Source organism: Novosphingobium sp. BL-S-19 (genome assembly GCF_055521675.1).
In genome coordinates this window covers 3150892-3172295 of sequence record NZ_CM145498.1, presented here as the reverse complement: position 1 = coordinate 3172295, position 21404 = coordinate 3150892, and the positions used below count along the sequence as shown (strand labels likewise).

Here is a 21404-nt window from a genome sequence, read left to right as displayed (position 1 = left end):
CTCAGAGTTCTTCCGGCCAGTAAAGCCGCATCGGGTTGGTCACGAGCAGCTTGCGCTGAAGTTCCGCCGTGGGCGCGATGCGGGGGATCATGTCGACGAGGTGGCCGTCGTCGGGCACGTTGTCCTGCATGTTCGGGTGCGGCCAGTCGGTGCCCCAGATCACGCGGTCCTGATAATCCGCCACCAGCGGCGCCACCGCTTCGGCGAACTTGTCCCACGGGTCATTCGTCGGGTCGAGGCGGTCCGGGCAGGTGGCCTTGAACCAGATGTCGTCCCGGCTGTCGAGCAAGCTGCGGAACGCCTTCATGTCCACGCCGTCCGGGCCCTGCGTCACGTCCGGGCGGCCCATGTGGTCGATCACGACCGGCACCGGGATCGCGGCGATGAAGGCACGCATTTCCTCAAGGATATCCGCCTCGAAGTAGATCACCACGTGCCAGCCTTCGGGCAGGCGGCTGGCGACTTCGAGGAACTTGTCCTTCGGCGCATCGTCGACAAGCCGCTTCAGGAAGTTGAAGCGGATGCCGCGAATGCCGCCTTCATGCAGCTTGGCAAGGTCCGCGTCCGAGATCGCCGGATCGACCACGGCCACACCGCGTGCTTTTCCGTCCGACTTGGCGATGGCGTCCAGCGTCGCCGCATTGTCGGTGCCGTGGCAGCTGGCCTGCACGATCACGTTGCGGGCAAAACCCAGATGATCGCGCAGCGCGAACAGCATGTCCGGACCGGCGTCTTCGGGCAGGTACTTCGCCTTGGCGCTGAACGGGAACTCGGCCATCGGGCCGAAGACGTGGCAATGCGCGTCTACCGCGCCGGCGGGCGGCGTGTAGAGCGGTTTGCTGGGGCTGGCGTGCCAGGAGGTGATCCGGTCAGACATACTTCAGACCTTCCTTCTCCAGTCGCTCCCGCATCTTGTACATGTCGAGGCCGAGCACGCCGGCGGCCAGCTTCTCGCGCTTTTCGCCTTCGTTGGCTTCGCGGGCTTGGGCTGCGGCGAGCACTTCGGCAGCCTTTTCGCGCGGCACTACCACCACGCCGTCATCGTCCGCCACGATCACGTCGCCCGGGCGCACCGCGGCATTGGCGCAGACGACCGGGACGTTGACCGAACCGATGGTGTTCTTGACGGTGCCCTGCGCGCAGACGGCCTTGGACCAGACGGGGAATTCCATCTCGGTCAGGTCGCGAACGTCGCGCACGCCGGCATCGATGATGAGGCCGCGGCAACCGCGGGCGATGGCGCTGGTGGCCAGCAGGTCGCCGAAGTAGCCGTCCTCGCACGGGCTGGTGGGGGCGAGCAGCAGCACGTCGCCTTCCTTCAGTTGTTCGATGGCGACGTGGACCATCCAGTTGTCACCCGGAGGCGAGCTGATGGTCACGGCCGAACCGGCGATGCGGGCGCCGGCGTAGATCGGGCGCATGTAGCTGGCGAGAAGGCCGGTGCGGCCCTGTGCTTCGTGGACGGTGGCGACGCCGCACTTGGCGAGGCCGTCGATCACTGCGGGATCGGCGCGTTCGATGTTCTGGACGACGATGCCACTCATGATCTGCTCTCCTTCGATCTTTGGGTTCCGGCGCGCGGGGATCGTCTGGGCCGGATGGGGCGACGATGTCTTGGGCCTGTGGCCGTTCAAGGGGAAAGAGAAACTTTGGACACGTGATAGGATTTGGCTAATAACCCTGCCATGGATATCTGGAGTCTCAACCTTCGGCACTTGCGGGCTGTCGCAAAAATCGCGGAATTGGGCACGGTCAACGCCGCTGCCCTGGCTGTGAACCTCAGTCAGCCAGCCATAACACAGGCGTTGGCCCGCCTCGAGTCGCAGATCGGCCTGCCGCTGTTCGAGCGCCGTCATGACGGCATGGTGCCGACCAAGGCCGGAGAAATTCTCGCCCCCCGCATCGATGCCGCGCTGGGCCATGTGAACAGCCCCCACGTCACCATGTCGCGCCTGCGCGCGCTGCTGGCGCTGGTGGAGACGGGCTCCTACGCCGGGGCAGGGCAGGAGACCGGGCTGTCGCTCCCCTCGATCCACCGCGCGGTCAACGACCTGTCGCTGGCGCTGCGCCGCCCGCTGGTGGTGCGCCGGGGCAAGTTCGTCATCACCACGGAGGCGGGAACCCAGCTCGCCCGCGAGTTCCGCCTTGCCAAAGTGGAGCTGGAGGCGGGCCTGTCCGAAGTCGCCGCGCTGCGCGGGGTGGAGACGCGGCATATCGCGGTGGGCGCCATGCCGCTCTCCCGCGCGCGCATCCTGCCCGCCGCCGTGGCGCGCTTCCTTGCCCGCCGGCCGCATGTGAAGCTGACGATCGTGGAGGGCTCGCGCTCCGAACTGGTGGAGCCCTTGCGCGGCGGCGTGCTGGACCTGATGGTCGGCGCCTTGCGCGATCCGCTGGTGGAGCCGGACCTCGTCCAGCGCCCGCTGTTCGAGGATCGCCCCGCCGTCTATGGCCGCAAGGGTCATCCGCTGGAAGGCACCGACCCCACGCCGGCGGACCTCGCGCGCTATCCCTTTACGCTGCCGCCGAAAGGCACGCCGCTGCGCGATTCCTTCGAACGCTATTTCGAGGCGAACGGCCTGCCGCATCCCAAGGTGCCGGTGGAATCGGGATCGGTGATGATGATCCGCCAAGTGATGATGGGCGGCGATTTCCTCACAGTGCTGTCGCCCGATCAGGTGACGGTGGAACTGGAGGCCGGCTGGCTCTGCGAACTGGCGCGCCTGCCGGAGAACTTCACCCGCCTGATCGGCATGACCACCCGTTCATCGCTACGCCCGACCGAAGTGCAGGCGGAATTTATCGCGGACCTTGAGTGGGCGGCGAAGCGGGTGGGGGATTAGAGGCGTCCGCTGATGTTGGGAGCTTAAGCGGCTGCCTGAGAGTTGAGTATCGTGCTCCCGTTGAGTTCATGCATAATTGACGGATTCATGCTTATTCTATACTCGGACCGCCGCAAGGTGTGAGATCAATGACCGACCAATACGTCTTCCACATCAGCGATAGCTATACGCCTGAGACAATACCTATGGAGCGGCTGGCCGAGTATATGGCGGCCCTAGCCAAGCTTCTCGGTGAGGCCGCAAGCGTTCACTTCACCGAAGTATTTGATGCTTCGACTGCGCTACGAGCGGATGTCGATAGTCCTGCTCAGCCCAAGGTACATGAGCGAATTAGTGGCTTGCGGACCGGTGATCCCGCGCCTGATGTAGCCAAAGCCTTCAATGTTCTAGATGAAATGCTCCGTAAGGATAATGCGTTTGGCTCTCTAACGGATGGTGACCGTCCCGATGGAGTGGTGATCCCGTTTCCGGGGAAAAGGAAGCCACAACCAGCTCCGTTCGGCCCGTTCCGACAGGAAGGAAGTCTTGATGGGCGCGTCCACCGGATTGGCGGAAAGGATGCGACGAAGCACGTGGCAATTGGTGATGGCAGTCGGGAGTTTAACCTCACGACCAACGAGGCGCTTGCCTTGGAGCTGAGGCATCATCTTTTTGGCGAGACCCTACGTTTCCACGGTACTGGCACTTGGTATCGGCAAGCTGATGGCGAATGGGATCTGCGGTCATTTAAAGTCACTAGTTTCGAGATTTTGCAAGATCCCCCCCTTCAGGATGTGATCGCACGTCTGAGAAGTGTGCCAAGCGAACTACGAAAACTTGATGATCCATCGAAGCAATTGCTGGAAGATCGTTACGGCTCGGAGGTTAAGCATTGAGAGTCGCGATTGATGCCAGCGTTCTTGCCTTTCTATTCGATGATTCTGCTTCTGCTCCAATCGGTGCGGATGGAAAAATGGTCAGTGATTGCCAGGCGCGAGTAGAGTATCTGATTGCAGAGCTTCAGCAGGCCAAGGCGACGCTAATCGTACCAACTCCAGCTCTTTCAGAAGTGCTGGTATATGCTGGTGAGGCTGCGTCGACTTGGCTTGGCGAGCTTGCGGGGCTTCGTAGTGTTCGGATTGCTCCGTTTGATACACTTGCTGCGGTAGAATGCGCTGCGTTGGCTCGCGACCGTCAGGCCCAAGGGCGTCCGGTAGATATCAGCAAGCGCAAGGCCAAATTTGACGAGCAGATCGTCGCGATTGCGCTCGTCGAGCGTGCGGACGAAATCCTTTCCGATGATGACCATATACGTCGTCTGGTCGGCAAAAAAATAATTGTGCGCGGCATCGCAGATCTAAGTTTGCCGCCGCAAGATCCGCAATTGGGGTTGGACTTGAAGCCTCGGTAAAATCTCACCGAAGCAGCTGGCCGATAACTTTGAAAAGTCCGCTTCCCTGTTAGGACAAATTACACCAAGCTTATAGCTGAAAGCCGCTTCCGATTGGCCCATTCCCTGCCGTGCGGGCAGGGTGGCGTAATGGATAGATCGATCGCCCTTATCGGGTTCGGAGAAGCCGGATCGACGTTCGCGGGAGCTGGAGACTGGTCGGCGCAGGCTCGTGCCTTCGACATTCTTCCCGCGCGTCGTGACGACATGGCCGAACTTGGCATCACCGCTTGCGACAGCGCCGCCGAAGCGCTTGCGGGCGCGTCGCTGGTGCTCTCGCTTGTCACCGCAGATGCCGCGCCGCTGGTGGCGGAAGCCGTCGCGCCGCTGCTCGGCGAGGGTGCGTTGTTCTGCGATATGAACTCGGTCGCGCCGGGCACCAAGCGGGCCGCCGCCAAGGCCATTGCCGCCGGTAAGGGGCGTTACGTCGATGTGGCCGTGCTCGCACCCGTGAACCCCGCACGGATGAAGGTTCCGCTGCTGGTTTCCGGCCCCGATGCCGCGGAGGCCGAAGCGGCGCTGACGGCGGTGGGCTTCACCAATGTGGGTGTCGTCGGCGATGCGGTGGGCCGGGCTTCAGCGATCAAGCTGGTGCGCTCGGTCATGGTCAAGGGGCTTGAGGCGCTGACGGCCGAGATGATGATGGCCGCCCATGCCGAAGGCGTGGCGGACGAGGTGCTGTCCTCGCTCGACGCCAGTGAGAAGACCATTCCCTGGGCGGAGCGCGCGGACTACAATCTTGACCGTATGTTGGTCCACGGCCGCCGCCGCGCCGCCGAGATGGACGAGGCTGCGGAAATGCTGCGCTCGCTGGGCATTCCGCCGCTCATGACCGAAAACACCGTCGCCTGGCAGCAGGCGCTGGGCGCGCTGGGCATCGTGCCGCCGCCCGAAGGATTCGAAGCCAAGCTTGCGGCAGCCGTCGCGGCAGGCGTACTCAAGGGAGAGAATTGAGCATGTCGCTCATCATCGACTGTCACGGACATTATACCGTCCTGCCCAAGGCGCATGACGCCTGGCGCGAAGCCCAGATCGCTGCGTTCAAGGCGGGTGAAGCTGCGCCGCCCTACCCGGAAATCTCGGACGCCGAGATCCGTCAGACCATCGAGGACAACCAGCTTCGCCTCATCAAGGAGCGCGGCGCTGATCTTACCGTGTTCAGCCCGCGCGCCAGCGCCATGGCGCACCATGTCGGCGATCAGGCGGTGTCAGAGGCATGGGCGGTCCACTGCAACAATCTTATCGCCCGCGTGGTCCACATGTTCCCCGAGACGTTCGTGGGCGTGTGCATGCTGCCGCAGAGCCCCAAGGCGGACCTTTCCGCCTCGGTGAAGGAACTGCGCCGCTGCGTCGAGGAACTGGGCTTCATCGGCTGCAACCTCAATCCCGATCCGGGCGGCGGCCACTTCGAGCATCCGCCGCTGACCGACGAATACTGGTTCCCGATCTACGAGGCGATGTGCGAGCTGGACGTTCCGGCGATGATCCACGTCTCGGGTTCGTGCAACCCGGCGATGCATGCCACCGGCGGCTTCTATATCGCGGCGGACACCGTGGCCTTCATGCAGCTGATGCAGGGTGACCTCTTCGCCCGGTTCCCCAAGCTGCGCTTCATCATCCCGCATGGCGGCGGCGCGGTGCCGTATCACTGGGGCCGCTATCGCGGTCTGGCGGACATGCTGAAGAAGCCTTCGCTTGACGAATACATCATGAACAACGTGTTCTTCGACACTTGCGTCTATCACCAGCCGGGCATCAACCTGCTGGCCGACGTGATCGACAACAAGAACATCCTGTTCGGCTCCGAAATGGTCGGCGCGGTGCGCGGGATCGACCCGCAGACCGGCTTCTACTTCGACGACACCAAGCGCTATGTCGACGCGCTCGACATCTCCGATGAGGAGCGCCACGCGATCTTCGAAGGCAATGTGCGCAAGGTCTTCCCGCGCCTTGACGCCAAGCTCAAGGAACGTGGCCTGTGACCGATAAAAATCCTTGCGAGAACGGCCCCTTTCAGAAAATTGGCGGTCCGATCGACATCCACGCCTATCTCGGTGAGTTCGACGATATTCCGGGCACGCGCGTCTACACCGCGAAGCGTGCACGGCAGGGCTATCACCTGAACCAGTTCGCGATGAGCCTGATGAAGGCCGAAAACCGCGAGCGCTGGAAGGCGGACGAGCGTGCCTATCTCGACGAATGGCCGATGACCGAGGACCAGAAGCTGGCCGTTCTCGCCCGCGACTACAACCGCCTGCTCGATCTGGGCGGCAACATCTACTTCCTCGCCAAGGTCTTCTCGACCGATGGCCTGAGCTTCCTTCAGGCCGTCTCGACGATGACCGGCATGTCGGTGGAGGATTATCAGGCGATGATGATCGCCGGCGGTCGCTCGCCCGAAGGCCAGCGGTCGATCAAGGAGCACCGCTAAGATGGCCCGCATTACGCACGGCATCGCCTGCAGCCACATCCCGGCGCTGGGCGTCGCGTCCGACTTCGACAAGTGGGAAGATCCCTACTGGAAGCCGATCCAGGAAGGCTTCGCGCCCACCCAGAAGTGGGAAGCGGAGAACCTGCCGGACGTCGTGATCCTGGTCTACAACGATCACGCCTCGGCCTTCGACATGAAGATCATCCCGACTTTCGCGATCGGCTGCGGTGAAAGCTACAAGCCGGCGGACGAGGGCTGGGGCCCGCGCGCGGTGCCCGATGTGGAAGGCCATCCGGACCTTGCCTGGCACATCGCCCAGAGCCTGATCCTCGACGAGTTCGACATGACCATCATCAACGAGATGGACGTCGATCACGGCCTTACCGTTCCGCTGTCGATGGTGTTCGGCAAGCCTGCGAAGTGGCCGGTGAAGGTGATCCCGCTCGCGGTCAACGTCGTCACTTATCCGCCGCCGTCGGGCAACCGCTGCTGGGCGCTGGGCGAGGCGATCGCGCGTGCCGTCGAAAGCTTCCCCGAAGACCTGAACGTGCAGGTCTGGGGCACCGGCGGCATGAGCCACCAGCTTCAGGGCCCGCGCGCGGGCCTGATCAATGCCGAGTGGGACAACATGTTCCTCGACAAGCTTTCGGGCGACACGCAGGAACTGCGGTGCATTCCGCATATCGAATACCTGCGCGAAACCGGCAGCGAAGGCATCGAGATGGTCATGTGGCTGATCATGCGCGGCGCGCTGGGCAAGGAAACCCGCGAACTACTGCGTTTTTACCACGTGCCCGCCAGCAACACGGCGGTCGGCCATATCGTGCTGGAGCCGGTGAACGGCGATGTGCCGCCCTCGGCCACCGTCGAAGGCGCGGCTTCGCAACACCTCGTCGACTGATCGATTCCGCGTGCCGGTGGTTGACGCCGGCACGCTCCTTCCCTTGATAGAGTTTCCAAGGAGATTCCCATGCGTATTGCCCTCGTCGGCGCCGGCGCTTTCGGTGAAAAGCACCTCGACGGCCTCAAGAACATCGACGGCGTAGAGATCGCCTCGGTCATCAGCCGCTCAGCCGAGCAGGCTGCCGAAGTCGCCGCCAAGTATGGCGCGCCGCACTCCGGCACCGATCTGGCCGAAGTGCTGGCCATGCCCGATGTCGATGCCGTGATCCTCTGCACCCCCACGCAGATGCACGCCGAACAGGCCATCGCCTGCATGAACGCCGGCAAGCACGTTCAGGTCGAGATTCCGCTGTCGGACACCTGGGCCGATGCCGAAGCCGTGGTGGCGAAGCAGAAGGAAACGGGCCTGGTCTGCATGGTCGGCCACACCCGCCGCTTCAATCCTTCGCACCAGTACGTGCACAACAAGATCACCGCGGGTGAGTTCAACGTCCAGCAGATGGACGTGCAGACCTACTTCTTCCGCCGCAAGAACATGAACGCCAAGGGCCAGCCGCGCTCGTGGACGGACCACCTGCTGTGGCATCACGCCGCGCACACGATCGACCTGTTCGCCTATCAGTCGGGCAAGATCGTCGCCGCCAACGTGCTGCAGGGCCCGAAGCATCCGGAACTCGGCATCGCCATGGACATGTCGATCCAGCTGAAGGCAGAGACCGGCGCGATCTGCACGCTCTCGCTCTCGTTCAACAACAACGGTCCGCTCGGCACCTTCTTCCGCTATATCGGCGATAGCGAGACCTACATCGCGCGTTACGACGATCTGGTGAACGGCCGTGAAGAGCCGATCGACCTTACCGGCGTTACCGTGTCGAACAACGGCATCGAGCTGCAGGACCGCGAATTCGTCGCTGCCATCCGCGAAGGGCGTGAGCCTAACTCGTCGGTCGGCAAGGTGCTCGATTGCTACCGCGTGATCGGTGAACTGGCCGAGAGCCTCGAAGCACAGGATGGTTGGTCCTGATGACGAAACGCTTCCTCGCGGGCCGTCCGGTCCACTCCGTCGGTCTCGGTTGCATGAATGTGGCCTGGGCTTACGGCAATCCGCCGTCTCGCGAGGAGGCGGTCGCGCTGTTCCGCCATGCCTTGGATGCGGGCTGCGATCACTTCGACACCGCCAACATCTACGGCATGGGTCTCAGCGAAGAGATCCTCAGCGAAGCGATCATGGACCGGCGCAGCGAGTTCCTGCTGGCCTCCAAGACCGGCATCCTGATCGACGGCGCCCGCCGCGGCATCGACTGCGCGCCGGAGAGCATCACCGCTTCGCTTGACGCCAGCCTGAAGCGGCTCGGCACCGATCACATCGATCTGTTCTACATGCACCGCTTCGATCCGAAGGTGCCGATTGCCGACTCGGTGGGCGCCATGGTGCGCGCGATCGAGGCTGGCAAGATCGGCGCCTATGGCGTGTCCGAATGGTCTACCGCGCATATCCGTGAGGCGCACGCGGTGCACCCCGTGGCGGCGGTCCAGACCGAATATTCGCTCTGGACGCGCAACGTCGAACTGGGCGTACTGGACGCTACGCGCGAACTCGGGATCGCGCTCGTCGCCTTCTCGCCGGTCGCGCGCGGGGCGCTGGGCGGCGAACTGACCGATGTGAACACGCTCACCGAGAAGGACCTGCGCCGCAATTTCCCGCGCTTCATCGGCGAGAACTGGGCGCATAACCTCGCACTGATCGAGGAGTTCAACGCACTCGCCTCGTCGATCCGCGTCACGCCTGCTCAATTGGCGCTGGCCTGGGTTCTCGCGCAGGCCGAGCATGTCCACGCAATCCCCGGCACCCGTTCGATTGCTCACTTCGACGACAACCACGCGGCCACCGCGCTGGAAATCGACGCGGGCATTCTGGAGAAGGCGGGCGAACTGATGAACCAACAGACCATCGCCGGTCATCGCTATCCGGACATGATCAAGCCGACCATTGACACCGAGGACTACGTCTGAGGCGTTCGATCTAATCGCTCTGGATTGCTTCGCTTCGCTCGCAATGACGAAGCAAGGGGCGCCTTACGCTCCCCCTTCGTCATTGCGAGGAGCGTAGCGACGAAGCAATCCAGGGTAATAAAGCGCCACGGAACATCCCCCCTCCGGGTCGGTTCTGTGGGCATGGAAGATGCCCGAACCGACCCCGAGCCGGCTGAAGAACTGGCCCACGACGACCCCGATCGCCGCAAGAGCGACCGCGAGATCGAGCGGGACGAGGCCGGCCTGACCCGCCACGAACGCGGGCAGATCAAGGACAATCTGCGGCTTTCCGCCCGCACCGTGTTCTCGGTGATCCGGCGAGAGGGCGAGGAGGAACTGCACCGCCCGGCGATGTCGCTCTGGTGGTCGGGCATTGCCGCCGGGATCGGCATTTCCACCTCGATTTTCGCGCAGGGCCTGCTTCACAATGCGTTCGAAACCCATCCGCAGCGCGAACTGATTGCCGCCTTCGGCTATGCGATGGGCTTCGTGCTGGTGGTGCTTTCACGCCTGCAACTCTTTACCGAGAATACGCTGACGGCAGTGCTGCCGCTGCTCGCCGGGCCGAATGGGGAGCGGCTGTGGCGCACCGCGCGGCTCTGGGGCGTGGTGCTCGCGGCCAATCTCTTCGGCACGTTCCTGACCGCGCTCTTGATCGACATTCTGGTCGACCCCGGGCACCCCACGCTGGCCGGAATGCTGGCCGTCTCCAGCAAGGCGGCGGAGGCGAGCGGCACGGTGGCCATGCTGGACGGCATTCCCGCCGGCTTCTTCATCGCCGCCTTCGTCTGGATGCTGCCCAGTTCGAAGGGCTTCGAGATCTTCGTCGTCGCGCTGTTCACCTGGCTGATCGCGGCGGGCGGTTTCACCCATGTCGTCGCGGGGTCCACCGAGATGTTCCTGCTGGCGCTTCACGGCGAAATGGCGATGATCGAGGCTTTCACCTTGCATCTGCTACCCACGCTCGCGGGCAATGTGCTGGGCGGCACCGGACTGTTCGCGCTGCTGGCCTATGCGCAGATCAAGGCGGAAATCTGAATGACCCGAGCAACGGGCTGGGCTACGTCGGGCATATGAACGGTGCCGAACTCATCCCCGTTTCCCGCAGCCACTACCGCGCCGGGCACGAGGCGGGCGAGCGCCTTGCCGTCCCGGTCGAAGCCCCCATCGCCATAGAGACCAACGGCATCGCCTATGCCGTGATGATGGCCACCCCCATTGAGATTGAGGATTTCGTCACCGGCTTCCTGATGGCCGAAGGGCTGGCGGCGGCGGGCGAGATCGGCGAAGTCGCCGTCCACACGGTAGAAAACGGCGATTGGGGAACCGGCTACGTCGCTCGCGTAAATCTCCCGCCCGGACGCCTTTCGATGATCGTCGAACGTGCGCGGCGGCGTACGGGGGACAGTTCCTGCGGCATCTGCGGGATCGAGGGTGTCGAAGCCGCCTTGCGCCCATTACCACCCCTCTCACGCCAAAGTGCGGCGAGCCCGGAGGCGATCCGGCGCGGTCTCGATGCGCTGGATGCCGCGCAATGGCTGGGCCGCGAAACCCGCGCCACGCATGCTGCGGCGTTCTGCGACGAGGAGGGGGCCTTGGTGGCGATGCGCGAGGACGTCGGCCGCCACAACGCGCTCGACAAACTGGTGGGCGCGCTGGCGCGCAGCGGCATCGATCCGGCGCAAGGCTTCGTCGTCATGACATCGCGCTGTTCTTACGAACTGGTCGAGAAAACCGCGCGCGCGGGCATTCCGCTGCTGGTGACGATCTCCGCCCCCACCGATCTGGCCGTGCGGCGGGCGCAGGCGGCAGGGCTTTCGCTCTGCGTCGTCGCGCGCGACGATGCCATGCTGGTGGTGGGCGATACCCAGCCTTCCGACGAAGATGCCACGCCGCTCGTCGAACCGTAACGCGGGCCGTTCCTGTTTTGCTTGTAGTTTTTTCGGCCCAACCTAGATTCGTGTGAGACGACACCATTTCTTGAAGGACGGGGATTTTCTTCCATGGCCACTACGACCGATCAGGCGACCGCGGGCGAGCTGAAGCTGACGCCTCCCGATCCGGTGCCGGTGGTCCAGCCCGAACGGGCGGCTGGCCTTGTGCCGGTGGGCGATGAGCAGAAGTCGAAGCTGCAAGTGCGCGTCGACGAATTCGTTGAGGATCTCGTCACGCAGGACGTGAATTCGCCCGAATTCGGCCGCCGCGTCGATCAGATCACCAATATGGGCCGTAAGGAAATCTCGGAAGCGTCGGGCCAGTCCAATCGCTTCCTCGACCGGCCGGTGCGCGCGATGGACAAGGATGCCGGCGTCGGTGCCGACCTTGCCGAACTGCGCCGCACGGTGGAAGACCTCGACCCCTCGACCAAGGGCGATCTGCTGTCGCGCCGCAAGATCTTCGGGATCATCCCGATGGGCAACAAGCTGCGCAATTACTTCGACAGCTACTCGAGCGCGCAGGGCCACATCAGCGCGATCCTCGCCCGCCTGCAGGGCGGCAAGGACGAACTGCTGATGGACAACGCCGCCATCGATGTGGAGCGCCAGAACCTTTGGGCGGCGATGGGCAAGCTCGAACAGATGATCTTCATGTCGAAGGCGCTGGACGAGACGCTGGAGCAGAAGGCGAACGACCTTGACCATACGGACCCAGCCAAGGCCAAGGCCGTGCGGGAGTCTGCGCTGTTCTACGTGCGCCAGCGCACGCAGGACCTGCTGACGCAGATGGCGGTTTCGGTGCAGGGCTACCTCGCGCTCGATCTGGTCAAGAAGAACAATGTCGAGCTGATCAAGGGCGTCGATCGCGCCTCCACCACCACGGTCGGCGCGCTGCGCACGGCGGTGACGGTGGCGCAGGCGATGGCCAACCAGAAGCTGGTGCTGGACCAGATCACCGCGCTCAACACCACGACTGCGAAGATTATCGACGGAACCGGCCAGATGCTGAAGGACAATACCGCGCGCATCCATCAGCAGGCGGCGAACTCCACGATCCCGCTGGAAACGCTCAGCCGCGCGTTCCAGAACATCTATGACACGATGGATTCGATCGACACCTTCAAGATGCAGGCGCTCGATTCGATGAAGCAGACGGTGCAGTCGCTGGAAGGCGAAGTCACCAAGTCCAAGGCCTATATCGCCCGCGCCCAAGGGCAGGCCGAAGGGGCCGCAGCGCTGGGCGATACGAAGGCGGCCAAGGCGCTGCTGGAGGCGCTGGACTGAGCCTGATAGATTAGCACGATGCCAGACCCCACCTCGCGCGCGGTTTCGACGCGCAATGCCATTAACCAGGAGATCATCCGCGCCGCCCGCCGCCAGCGGGCCGCGCGGCTCTACACCGCGCGCCGCGAACGCTGGGCATTCCGCTGGCGTCGTATCCGGCGGGCGTTTCTGGCGGTGGCGGGCATCTTCATCGTCGCGCTGACCGCGGGGCTTATCCTTGGCGGGCTCTCCTTCGCGACCACGGTGCTGACCACGCTGCTGGCTTTCGCGGTGTTCTGCTTCCTGTCGATCTACCCTTCGAGCCCGCGCCTCAATGCCGGCGATTTGGGCAACGCGACCCTGCCGGAACTGGCGGGATCGACCGAAATCTGGCTGGAAAACCGCCGCCGCGCACTGCCCAGCGCCGCCGTGGACGCGGTGGACATGATCGGCGTCCGCCTCGAACAGATCGCCCCGCAATTGGCCTCGCTTCAGGAAAACGGCCCCGCCGCGCATGAAGTGCGCAAGCTGCTGTCCGAACATCTGCCCTCGCTGGTGGACAGCTACACGCGCATCCCCGCCGAACTGCGCAACAAGCCCCACGCAGGCGGCACGACCCCGTCGCAGCAATTGGTCGAAGGGCTGGACGTGATCGCCGGCCAGATCGAAGCGATGAGCCTGGATCTCTCGCGCAACGACCTTGACGCGCTGGCCACGCGCGGCCGCTTTCTGGAAGCCAAGTACATCGATTCCCGCGACGAATAGCGGCCATCGCTCCAGCGGTTGGGGCGGGCAGGGGGCGGGTGTTACCGCTGCCCTCCAACCGGGAGAGAAGGCATGGCGGGTACGGTGTTCAAGATTCTGCTGTTCATGAAGCGCCGGCCAGACCTGACGCCGCAGCAGTTCCGCGACTACTACGAAACGCGCCATGCGCCTTTGGCGGAGCGCTATTCGCAGGGCCTTTCGCGTTATGTGCGGCGCTATCTGGAGCCGCAGGTCCATCCGGAGACGGGCGCTTTCACCGATGGGCCGGACGTCATCACCGAACTTTGGTTCGAGGACGAGGCGACCTTTCGCGGCACCTTGCGCTATATCACCACCAGCCTGATGCCCGAGGAGATCGTGGCGGACGAGGCGAACTTGTTCGATCGAGGCTCGTTCCGGATTGCCACGGTCGTGGAATGCGAGAGCGACCTAGGAACCTGACGCTGGCTAAAAGATCCTCCCCCACCGGGGGAAGTGGCAGCACGAAGTGCTGACGGAGGGGGCTTTCGGCAGCGTTGCGCTTACCCCCTCCACCACCCTGCGGGCGGTCCCCCTCCCCCGGTGGGGGAGGAACTGCGCCGGCTCAAATCCCCAACCGGCCCAGAATTCCGCCGTCCACCTTGATATCGCACCCGCTGATATACGAAGCCCCCGGCGAGCACAGGAATTCCGCCACCGAGGCGATCTCGTCCCCCACGCCAAGCCGACCGGCGGGCGTCATGGTGATCATCTGGCGCATCTGTTCGCTTTCCTGCTGCTCGGCGCGGCTCATCGGGGTGTCGATAAAGCCCGGCGCGATCGAGCAGATGCGCAGGCCCCGCGCGCCATAAGCTGCGGCTTCACGCCCGACGAGGCCGATCACCGCGCGCTTGGACAGGGTATAGCCCATGCCCGGATCGGTAGCGAAACGCTCCACGCCGTCGCTGCCCTTGCCGGCCAGCAGGTCCTGCACCGCCTCCACCATCACCGGATCGCGGAGCAGATAGCCCGACATCGAGGATATCAGCACCGCGCAGCCGCCCTCTTCGAAACGGGGCAGCAGCGCGGCGACAAGGCGTTCGGTGGCGAAGTAATTGACTTCGAGAATGCGCAGCGGATCGGCCATCGTCGGCGACAGGCCGGCGGTGTGCACCAGCGCATGTAGCGCCGCGTCGCCCAGCGCGTCGATCAGGTCCTGCGGGAAGGAGGGCGCGGAAATATCGCCCGCCAGTGTCGTCACGGTCGCTCCGCCCGCGCGCAGTTCTGCCGCAAAGGCCCCCAGCTTTTCGGCGCCGACATCGCAGAGCAGCAGCGGTCGGCCCTGCGCGGCGAAGCGCTTTGCCGTGGGGATGCCCATGCCGCCGGCCGCGCCGGTGATGATGACGGTTGCGCTCATGCCTCTCCTCCTGCCTCGCCTTTCGCGGGATTTGCGGGGAGTCGTAGTGGCAGCGCCGGTGGACCGCCAGCGAGGGTAACAGTCATCGCCCGGGGGAATAAGATACAGCGATGCTCATAACTCTTGCGCAGGGCGGCAAGATCGCGTTCACTCCGCGGCCGAAGACATAAGACGGCCGAGCGGGGAGAGCGCGGGATGCAGATGACGGGCGAGCAGCGGGTTGCGGCGCCGCGCCAGCGGGTGTGGGAGGCGCTGAACGATCCCGCCGTGCTCGCGCAGTGCATTCCGGGCTGCCAGTCGCTCGACCGTGATGGAGACAACCGCTTCGTGGCGGCGGCGGAAGTGAAGATCGGCCCCATCGGCGCGCGGTTCAAGGGCGCGGTGGAACTGTCCGATCTGGACGCGCCGAATGGCTACACGATCACCGGTTCGGGCAACGGAGGTGTTGCCGGAACCGCGAAAGGCGGGGCGAAAGTAAGGTTGAGCGATGCAGCGGACGGGGGGACGCTGGTCGCTTACGAGGTCGATGCGGAAGTCGGCGGGCGCATGGCCCAGCTTGGCGGACCGATCATCGATGCCACTGCGAAGAACCTGGCCGGCAAGTTCTTCGCAAAGTTCGGTGAGGTGGTTGCTTCCGGGGGGAAAGCAAGCGCCTTGACCGAACAAGGGGCGACGGCACCGGTCGTAGCGGTCGGGGGACCTGCGGCCGGTGCCGTTCCTGTTTCCGTTTCGACGGGATCGGCGCCAGGCGGCCTGTGGGGCTGGGTGGCGGCGCTGGTGCTGGCCGTGCTCTCCGGGTTTATCCTGGGCCAGCGGCATATGCCGGCCGAATTGCTGGTGCTGCTGGCGCTGCTGATCGTCACTGCGGCCGCCGCGTTCGAGGCAGGCCGCAGGGGAGCCCGGCGATGAAGCCCGCGCCTTTCGATTACGAGCGCCCCGCCAGCGTAGCGGAGGCCTGCCGTATCCTCTCCGAAGCGGGCGGCGGTGCGACGGTGATCGCCGGTGGGCAGACACTGATGCCGCTGCTGAACTTGCGGATGAGCCAGCCCTTCATCCTTGTCGACATCAGCCGGATCGCGGCCTTGCAGGGCATCACCCGCGTGGAAGGCGGCACGCGCGTCGGCCCGATGACGCGGCAGGCCGATGCCTTGGCCGATCCCGTGCCGGCGGCGCATCTGCCGGCGCTGGTCACGGCGCTGGGCCATGTCGGTCACCATCAGACCCGTAATCGGGGCACTGTGGGCGGCTCCATCGCGCTGGGCGAACCGGCGGCGGAAATGCCCGCGACGGCGATGGCACTGGGCGCGATGCTGGAACTGACCTCAGTGCGGGGGACGCGCACCTTGCCCGCCAGCGAATTCTACATCGGCCCTTACATGACCGCGCTGGAGCCGGACGAACTGCTGACCGGGATCATCTATCCCGACTGGCCGGACGGGCATGTTGTGCTGTTCCGCGAAGTGGCGCAGCGGCCGGGCGACTTTGCGCTGGTCGGCATGGTCGGCGCGGCGGTGGTGGAGGGCGACACGATAACCCGTATCGGCCTCGCATGGTTCGGCATGGGGCCGACGCCGATGCGGATGCAGCAGGTGGAGGCGGCTCTGACCGGCGCTTCTCTCTCCGGCCTCGATCCGCGCGCCATGGCCGATCTTGCGGTGGCAGACACAGCGCCGTTCGACGATCACCACGCCAGCGCCGAATATCGCCGCACCGTCGGCCGCCGCATTTTCGCGCGGACCTTGCGCGAAGCACTGCAATTGAGGGAGGCTGCATGAGCGAGCACGTCCTTGCATTGACGCTCAACGGCCAGCGCCGCGACGCGGTGGTGGAGGCGCGCACCAGCCTTGCCGATTACCTGCGGCTCGATGCCGGGTGCACCGGTGTCCACCTCGGTTGCGAGCACGGCGTCTGCGGCGCCTGCACGGTCATGGTGGACGGGCGCGCGGTGCGATCCTGCCTGATGCTGGCAGTTCAGGCGGATGGCAGCACGGTCACCACGGTGGAAGGCCTCGCTGCGCCGGATGGCACGTTCCATCCGGTCCAGCAGGCCATGCGAGAGGCGCACGGGCTGCAATGCGGGTTCTGCACCCCCGGCGTGCTGATGACTTTCGCCGCGCTCACTGGAGGCGAGGCTAAGGCGAGCGAGGACTCGCTGGTTTCGGCGATGAGCGGCCACATCTGCCGTTGCACCGGCTATCAGGGTATCCGCCGCGCCGCCAAGGCACTGGCCGAAGGTTCCGTTGGTAGTGGAGCGGCCGAATGAACGCCCCCGGTTCCAACCTTGGCGCCACCCGCTGGATCGGCAAGCGCGTCCCCCGCAAGGAAGACCCGCGCCTGCTGACCGGACGCGGCCAGTTCGTCGACGACGTAACGCTACCCGGAATGCTGCATGTTGCCTTCGCGCGCAGCCCGATCGCGCGTGGGCGGATCGTCTCGATAGACACTGCGATCGCGCGCGAGATGCCCGGGGTCCATGCCGTGCTGACCATGGCGGACCTGGCCGCGCGGCCGATCAAGATGCTCTCGTTCTTCTTTACCGAGGGCGAGATTGCCAACACGCCGCTGGCCGACGGCCACGTGTCCTACGCAGGCGAGCCGGTGGTGCTGGTCGCCGCCGAAACCCGCGCGCAGGCGGAAGACGCGGCCTCGCTGATCGAGATCGAGTACGAGGAACTCGACCCGGTCGTCACCATCGCGCAGGCCAAGGCAGCCGGGCCGATCCATCCCGGCATGGACAGCAATGTCGCGGCCGAAATCGGGGACGAGGAGATCGAGGACGAGTTGGAGGACACGCTCGCCGGATCGGCCCTGCGCCTCAGCCATCGGATCGTCCACCAGCGCATCTCGCAATCGCCGATGGAAACGCGCGGCGTGCTCGCCTCGCGCGATGGACCGGAGGAACTGACGCTCTGGATCACCTGCCAGAGCCCGCATCTGGTGGCGCGCTGGGTCAGTCTGGCGCTTGGTCTGCCCGATACTGCGATCCGGGTGATTGCCAAGGATGTGGGCGGGGCTTTCGGCCTCAAAAACCATCCGTGGAAGGAAGAGAGCGCGGTGATCGTTGCCGCGCTGCTGCTGGGCAAGCCGCTCAAGTGGATCGAGGACCGGTACGAGGCGCTGACCGCCTCCAATCAGGCGCGCGAGGCGGAAATGACCTTGCAAGCCGGGTTCGACGCGGAAGGGCGGCTGACCGGATCGCACGGCATCTATGACTGCAACAACGGCGCGTTCCCGCAGGGCGCGGACAGCAATATCGCCGTGCATATGTTCGTCTGGGCGGCCTATCGCGTGCCCGCCTATGCCTTCGTTTCGCGCGGGTGGTACACCAATACCAATGGGCTGGCGGCCTATCGCGGGCCCTGGGCGATGGAATCGCTGGCGCGCGAGATCCTGCTGGACCGGGCGGCGCGGCAACTGGGTATCGATCCGATCGAGATCCGGCGGCGTAATCTGGTCTATCTGACGGACCAGCCCACCGTCACCTCGATGGGCATCCCGCTGGACGATATCACCCCCGGCGAGTGCCTCGAAAAGCTGCTCGACCATTTCGATATCGCGGCATTTCGGCGCGAACAGGCGGCGGCGCGGGCGGAAGGGCGCTATCTGGGCGTCGGGATCGCTTCCTATGTCGAGCCGACCGGATCGGCCGGGTCGATGGCGCCGATGACGGGCGAACTCGCGCAAGTCCGGATCGAGCCGACCGGCAAAGTCACCGCCACGCTCTCCACCCATTCGCAGGGCCACGGCACGGCGACGACGATGGCCCAGTGCATCGCCGACCGTCTGGGCGTCCGTTACGAGGACGTGACCGTGTTCGAGGGCGATTCCACGCGCGGCGGCTTCGGCCCCGGCGCGGCGGGCAGCCGGCAGGGGGTGATCGCCGGCGGCGCGGCAATCCGCTGTTCGGAAATGCTGGCGGACAAAGTGCGCACGCTGGCCGCGCACTTGCTCAACGCCAGCATCGAAAGCGTGGTGATCGACGATGGCACGGTGCGCGTGGAAGGCGCGCCGGAAATGGCACGCCCGCTCTCGGAGATCGCCGCGATTGCCTATGGCGAGCCGGACCGCTTGCCGCCCGGTTTCGAAAGCGGGCTGGAAATGCAGTTCCGCTATCAGCCGCCGCCGATGACCTTCACCAGCGCCACGCATCTGGCCGTGGTGGAAGTGGATTCGGAGACCGGCTTCGTGAAGATCCTGCGCTGGATATCCTCGGAGGATTGCGGGACGGTGATCAATCCGGCCGTGGTTGAGGGGCAGATCTCCGGCGGTCTGGCGCAGGCCATCGGCATGGTCCTGCTGGAAGAGATGCCGTACGACGCGCGCGGCAATCCGCAGGCGGCGACGTTCAAGGACTACATGCTGCCATCGATCAGCGATGTGCCGATGTTCGAATTCGTCCATGCCAACACCCCGTCCAAGACCATCGGCGGCATGCGCGGCGTGGGGGAGGGCGGGGCGATCATCGGCCCGCCGACTTTGGTGAACGCCATTGCCGACGCGCTCACGCCCTTCGGCGAACTGGGCGACGTGGTGCTGCCGCTGACGCCGGCGCGCATCCTCGACGTGATCGAACAGCGCGACGTTTCGGGCGTCCATGCGCCGGAGCCGGTGAAGGTTGACCCGGTGGTTGCGGAGCCAGTCGCAGCGGCACCGGAGCCGGTGGCGGAAGCGCCTGCCGCGTCTTCAGCTGGACCGGAGGGCGACTGGAATATGGTGCTGAAGACGCCGATGGGCCCGCAGGCGATGGTGGCGCACTTCGATATCGAGGGCACGGCGCTCAGCGGCTATCTCTCCGCGCCGGAGGGGCGTCAGGATTTTGCCGGGGGCACCGTGGAGGGCAAGCGGCTGCGCTTCGATCTCAAGGTCGAGAAGCCGATGAAGATCACGCTGAAGTACGATCTGGAGATCGGCGGCGATACCATCACCGGCAAGTGCAAGATGGGCATGTTCGGCTCGGCCAAGGTGACCGGCGAGCGGGCTTAGCGCTTTCGCATTCCACCGACGGCGCCAACCAAACCATCCCGTCATCCCCGCGAAGGCGGGGATCCCGCTGATCTTGCGGCAAAACGAGAGGTTGCAGAAGAAAGCGGGGCCCCCGCCTTCGCGGGGGCGACGGGGGTTTTGGGTGGAATGTGGGGCGCGGAGAGCACAAAAGAAAAGGGGCGCATCGCTGCGCCCCTTTTTCCGTATTCCATCGGTCGATCCGATCAGTCGACGAACGCGCGTTCGATCACGAAGTCGCCCGGCTTGTTGTTCGACCCTTCCTCGAAGCCCATGGCTTCCAGGCTGTGTTCGAACTCGCGGATCATCGCCATCGAACCGCAGAGCATGATGCGGTCGGTCTCGGGATCGAGCTTGGCCGGGCCGCGCAACTGCGGGATGAACAGGCGGCCATCGTCGATCAGGTTGCCGATGCGGCCCTGCGTGTGGAAGTCCTCACGCGTGACGGTAGGCAGATAGTGGAACTGCAGCAGCGCTTCGTCGGCGATCAGCGGATCGTCGGCCAGCTGGCTTTCCAGTTCGGTGCGGAAGGCCAGATCGCTGACGCGGCGGACCGAGTGGACCAGCAGGATCTGCTCGAAACGCTCATAGATGTCCGGATCGCGGGCCAGGCTGAGGAACGGCGCAAGGCCGGTGCCGGTCGAGAACAGGAACAGGCGCTTGCCCGGGCGCAGCGCGTCGGCGACGAGCGTGCCCACCGGCTTGCGGCCGAGGTAGATCTGGTCACCCGGCTGGATCTTCTGCAGGCGCGAGGTCAGCGGACCGTCCTGCACCTTGATCGACAGGAATTCCAGTTCCTCGGCATAAGCCGGGCTGGCGATCGAATAGGCGCGCAGCAGCGGCTTGCCGTTGTCGCCCGGCAGGCCGATCATGATGAACTCGCCCGAACGGAAGCGGAAGGTCGAGGGGCGGGTGATCTTGAAGCTGAAGAGGTGGTCGTTCCAGTGATGGACCGACAGCACTTCCTCAACCGTCAGTGCGCCGGTGGGGGTCAGGGTCGCCGTATCGGCGGCGCTATCGCTCATTACTATCGAATCCTTCGGAAAAAATGCTGTGTCCGGGAAATACTGTCGGCGGCGGTCTTCTTGGGGCGGCTGACCCTGCATTGCAGGGTGTGAAGTCGCCGCGTGGACCGTGTGGTCCGCAGGCCGAACAGGATCGCCTCGTCCTCGCCAATGATGCGCCCATCCATCGGCGTGAGTCGAAACCGTTCGCGCGAATGACCTGTCATTGGCGGCATGGCAAGGCGAAAATGGCCGGCCTCCGGAGTGCGCGGCCCGCGCCGAACCTTAGGGAAAGCGCGGATTGCATCGCCTGTACTGCCAGAGATGACGCGCCCGCGCGCCGTCGCGAGCGCGAGACGCCCGGAATTGCGTGGGTTTGGCGCCGGCTGTCCGGCAAATGCAGGCATGGCTCACTCCTTGGC

23 protein-coding genes are annotated in these 21404 nt (G+C 64.8%); 18 read left to right on the top strand and 5 right to left on the bottom strand.

The genetic code is table 11. The features are described 5' to 3' along the window. Window position 1: 1 nt before the first annotated feature. Both ACZ1JV_RS23250 and ligK read right to left on the bottom strand, forming a co-directional pair. Window positions 2-877 carry an amidohydrolase family protein gene (locus ACZ1JV_RS23250; protein ID WP_465150708.1) on the bottom strand — a complete coding sequence of 292 codons (876 nt, stop codon included), beginning with the start codon at window positions 875-877 and terminating at the stop codon, window positions 2-4. After that, window positions 870-1544 carry a 4-carboxy-4-hydroxy-2-oxoadipate aldolase/oxaloacetate decarboxylase gene (ligK, locus tag ACZ1JV_RS23245; protein WP_465137432.1) on the bottom strand — a complete coding sequence of 225 codons (675 nt, stop codon included), beginning with the start codon at window positions 1542-1544 and terminating at the stop codon, window positions 870-872. Before ligK ends, ACZ1JV_RS23250 begins: the two co-directional genes overlap by 8 nt. A gap of 141 nt (window positions 1545-1685) precedes the next feature. Here ligK and ACZ1JV_RS23240 point away from each other — a divergent pair, with 141 nt between their 5' ends. From ACZ1JV_RS23240 to ACZ1JV_RS23175, 14 genes are all read left to right on the top strand, one after another. Then, a complete protein-coding gene (locus tag ACZ1JV_RS23240; protein WP_465150707.1) occupies window positions 1686-2840 on the top strand; it encodes a LysR family transcriptional regulator in 1155 nt (384 codons plus the stop codon). 128 nt (window positions 2841-2968) lie between these two features. After that, window positions 2969-3715: a hypothetical protein gene (locus ACZ1JV_RS23235; protein WP_465150706.1), complete on the top strand. Its 747-nt coding sequence runs from the start codon at window positions 2969-2971 to the stop codon at window positions 3713-3715. Then, on the top strand, window positions 3712-4230 hold the full coding sequence (locus ACZ1JV_RS23230) for a type II toxin-antitoxin system VapC family toxin (RefSeq protein WP_465150705.1): 519 nt from the start codon (window positions 3712-3714) through the stop codon (window positions 4228-4230). Before ACZ1JV_RS23235 ends, ACZ1JV_RS23230 begins: the two co-directional genes overlap by 4 nt. A gap of 129 nt (window positions 4231-4359) precedes the next feature. Then, complete coding sequence (locus ACZ1JV_RS23225) at window positions 4360-5223, top strand: NAD(P)-dependent oxidoreductase (protein ID WP_465150704.1); 864 nt, start codon at window positions 4360-4362, stop codon at window positions 5221-5223. A 2-nt stretch (window positions 5224-5225) separates the two neighbouring features. Then, window positions 5226-6251 (top strand): amidohydrolase family protein, encoded by a 1026-nt coding sequence (locus tag ACZ1JV_RS23220; RefSeq protein WP_465150703.1) that lies wholly within the window; start codon window positions 5226-5228, stop codon window positions 6249-6251. Between the two features lie 38 nt (window positions 6252-6289). Next, entirely contained in the window at window positions 6290-6700 is a 411-nt protein-coding gene (gene ligA / locus ACZ1JV_RS23215; protein WP_465152632.1) for a protocatechuate 4,5-dioxygenase subunit alpha, read from the top strand. Between the two features lies 1 nt (window position 6701). Further along, window positions 6702-7601 carry a class III extradiol dioxygenase subunit beta gene (locus ACZ1JV_RS23210; RefSeq protein ID WP_465150702.1) on the top strand — a complete coding sequence of 300 codons (900 nt, stop codon included), beginning with the start codon at window positions 6702-6704 and terminating at the stop codon, window positions 7599-7601. Between the two features lie 69 nt (window positions 7602-7670). Beyond that, window positions 7671-8627, top strand: a complete 957-nt coding sequence (locus ACZ1JV_RS23205; protein ID WP_465150701.1) for a Gfo/Idh/MocA family oxidoreductase — start codon at window positions 7671-7673, stop codon at window positions 8625-8627. Further along, window positions 8627-9616, top strand: a complete 990-nt coding sequence (locus tag ACZ1JV_RS23200) for an aldo/keto reductase (RefSeq protein ID WP_465150700.1) — start codon at window positions 8627-8629, stop codon at window positions 9614-9616. The genes ACZ1JV_RS23205 and ACZ1JV_RS23200 overlap by 1 nt, the downstream gene beginning before the upstream one ends. A gap of 162 nt (window positions 9617-9778) precedes the next feature. Continuing rightward, window positions 9779-10675, top strand: a complete 897-nt coding sequence (locus ACZ1JV_RS23195) for a formate/nitrite transporter family protein (protein ID WP_465150699.1) — start codon at window positions 9779-9781, stop codon at window positions 10673-10675. Between the two features lie 35 nt (window positions 10676-10710). Next, on the top strand, window positions 10711-11547 hold the full coding sequence (fdhD, locus tag ACZ1JV_RS23190) for a formate dehydrogenase accessory sulfurtransferase FdhD (protein WP_465150698.1): 837 nt from the start codon (window positions 10711-10713) through the stop codon (window positions 11545-11547). A 93-nt stretch (window positions 11548-11640) separates the two neighbouring features. After that, on the top strand, window positions 11641-12858 hold the full coding sequence (locus ACZ1JV_RS23185) for a toxic anion resistance protein (RefSeq protein WP_465150697.1): 1218 nt from the start codon (window positions 11641-11643) through the stop codon (window positions 12856-12858). An 18-nt stretch (window positions 12859-12876) separates the two neighbouring features. Beyond that, complete coding sequence (locus tag ACZ1JV_RS23180) at window positions 12877-13602, top strand: hypothetical protein (protein WP_465150696.1); 726 nt, start codon at window positions 12877-12879, stop codon at window positions 13600-13602. Window positions 13603-13674: 72 nt separating this feature from the next. Then, the gene (locus ACZ1JV_RS23175; RefSeq protein WP_465150695.1) at window positions 13675-14043 is read left to right on the top strand and encodes an EthD domain-containing protein; all 369 of its coding nucleotides are present in this window, start codon (window positions 13675-13677) and stop codon (window positions 14041-14043) included. A 142-nt stretch (window positions 14044-14185) separates the two neighbouring features. On the opposite strand, the gene ACZ1JV_RS23170 is transcribed toward ACZ1JV_RS23175, so the two are convergent. Next, complete coding sequence (locus ACZ1JV_RS23170; protein WP_465150694.1) at window positions 14186-14977, bottom strand: SDR family oxidoreductase; 792 nt, start codon at window positions 14975-14977, stop codon at window positions 14186-14188. A 195-nt stretch (window positions 14978-15172) separates the two neighbouring features. Between ACZ1JV_RS23170 and ACZ1JV_RS23165 the strand changes: the two genes are divergently transcribed. Genes ACZ1JV_RS23165 through ACZ1JV_RS23150 form a run of 4 tightly spaced genes read left to right on the top strand, consistent with a single transcriptional unit; the run spans window position 15173 to window position 19960 of the window. Next, a complete protein-coding gene (locus ACZ1JV_RS23165) occupies window positions 15173-15886 on the top strand; it encodes a CoxG family protein (RefSeq protein ID WP_465150693.1) in 714 nt (237 codons plus the stop codon). After that, window positions 15883-16752, top strand: a complete 870-nt coding sequence (locus ACZ1JV_RS23160) for an FAD binding domain-containing protein (protein WP_465150692.1) — start codon at window positions 15883-15885, stop codon at window positions 16750-16752. Before ACZ1JV_RS23165 ends, ACZ1JV_RS23160 begins: the two co-directional genes overlap by 4 nt. Beyond that, the gene (locus ACZ1JV_RS23155; RefSeq protein ID WP_465150691.1) at window positions 16749-17240 is read left to right on the top strand and encodes a (2Fe-2S)-binding protein; all 492 of its coding nucleotides are present in this window, start codon (window positions 16749-16751) and stop codon (window positions 17238-17240) included. Before ACZ1JV_RS23160 ends, ACZ1JV_RS23155 begins: the two co-directional genes overlap by 4 nt. After that, window positions 17237-19960, top strand: coding sequence for a xanthine dehydrogenase family protein molybdopterin-binding subunit (locus ACZ1JV_RS23150; RefSeq protein ID WP_465150690.1), 2724 nt, complete (start codon window positions 17237-17239; stop codon window positions 19958-19960). The genes ACZ1JV_RS23155 and ACZ1JV_RS23150 overlap by 4 nt, the downstream gene beginning before the upstream one ends. Window positions 19961-20184: 224 nt before the next feature. Here the strand turns inward: ACZ1JV_RS23150 and ACZ1JV_RS23145 are convergent, their stop codons facing one another. Next, the gene (locus ACZ1JV_RS23145; protein ID WP_465150689.1) at window positions 20185-21003 is read right to left on the bottom strand and encodes a ferredoxin--NADP reductase; all 819 of its coding nucleotides are present in this window, start codon (window positions 21001-21003) and stop codon (window positions 20185-20187) included. A 2-nt stretch (window positions 21004-21005) separates the two neighbouring features. Beyond that, entirely contained in the window at window positions 21006-21389 is a 384-nt protein-coding gene (locus tag ACZ1JV_RS23140) for a hypothetical protein (protein ID WP_465150688.1), read from the bottom strand. Between the last annotated feature and the right edge of the window lie 15 nt (window positions 21390-21404).

Coding starts and splice junctions, on each gene's coding strand:
- ACZ1JV_RS23235 (WP_465150706.1), top strand. CDS start 2,969: ATGACCGACCAATACGTCTTCCACATCAGCGATAGCTATACGCCTGAG.
- ACZ1JV_RS23200 (WP_465150700.1), top strand. CDS start 8,627: ATGACGAAACGCTTCCTCGCGGGCCGTCCGGTCCACTCCGTCGGTCTC.
- ACZ1JV_RS23225 (WP_465150704.1), top strand. CDS start 4,360: ATGGATAGATCGATCGCCCTTATCGGGTTCGGAGAAGCCGGATCGACG.
- ACZ1JV_RS23250 (WP_465150708.1), bottom strand. CDS start 877: ATGTCTGACCGGATCACCTCCTGGCACGCCAGCCCCAGCAAACCGCTC.
- ACZ1JV_RS23165 (WP_465150693.1), top strand. CDS start 15,173: ATGCAGATGACGGGCGAGCAGCGGGTTGCGGCGCCGCGCCAGCGGGTG.
- ACZ1JV_RS23185 (WP_465150697.1), top strand. CDS start 11,641: ATGGCCACTACGACCGATCAGGCGACCGCGGGCGAGCTGAAGCTGACG.
- ACZ1JV_RS23140 (WP_465150688.1), bottom strand. CDS start 21,389: ATGCCTGCATTTGCCGGACAGCCGGCGCCAAACCCACGCAATTCCGGG.
- ACZ1JV_RS23145 (WP_465150689.1), bottom strand. CDS start 21,003: ATGAGCGATAGCGCCGCCGATACGGCGACCCTGACCCCCACCGGCGCA.
- ligK (WP_465137432.1), bottom strand. CDS start 1,544: ATGAGTGGCATCGTCGTCCAGAACATCGAACGCGCCGATCCCGCAGTG.
- fdhD (WP_465150698.1), top strand. CDS start 10,711: ATGAACGGTGCCGAACTCATCCCCGTTTCCCGCAGCCACTACCGCGCC.
- ACZ1JV_RS23205 (WP_465150701.1), top strand. CDS start 7,671: ATGCGTATTGCCCTCGTCGGCGCCGGCGCTTTCGGTGAAAAGCACCTC.
- ACZ1JV_RS23240 (WP_465150707.1), top strand. CDS start 1,686: ATGGATATCTGGAGTCTCAACCTTCGGCACTTGCGGGCTGTCGCAAAA.
- ACZ1JV_RS23220 (WP_465150703.1), top strand. CDS start 5,226: ATGTCGCTCATCATCGACTGTCACGGACATTATACCGTCCTGCCCAAG.
- ACZ1JV_RS23175 (WP_465150695.1), top strand. CDS start 13,675: ATGGCGGGTACGGTGTTCAAGATTCTGCTGTTCATGAAGCGCCGGCCA.
- ACZ1JV_RS23170 (WP_465150694.1), bottom strand. CDS start 14,977: ATGAGCGCAACCGTCATCATCACCGGCGCGGCCGGCGGCATGGGCATC.
- ACZ1JV_RS23210 (WP_465150702.1), top strand. CDS start 6,702: ATGGCCCGCATTACGCACGGCATCGCCTGCAGCCACATCCCGGCGCTG.
- ACZ1JV_RS23155 (WP_465150691.1), top strand. CDS start 16,749: ATGAGCGAGCACGTCCTTGCATTGACGCTCAACGGCCAGCGCCGCGAC.
- ACZ1JV_RS23150 (WP_465150690.1), top strand. CDS start 17,237: ATGAACGCCCCCGGTTCCAACCTTGGCGCCACCCGCTGGATCGGCAAG.
- ACZ1JV_RS23180 (WP_465150696.1), top strand. CDS start 12,877: ATGCCAGACCCCACCTCGCGCGCGGTTTCGACGCGCAATGCCATTAAC.
- ACZ1JV_RS23195 (WP_465150699.1), top strand. CDS start 9,779: ATGGAAGATGCCCGAACCGACCCCGAGCCGGCTGAAGAACTGGCCCAC.
- ACZ1JV_RS23160 (WP_465150692.1), top strand. CDS start 15,883: ATGAAGCCCGCGCCTTTCGATTACGAGCGCCCCGCCAGCGTAGCGGAG.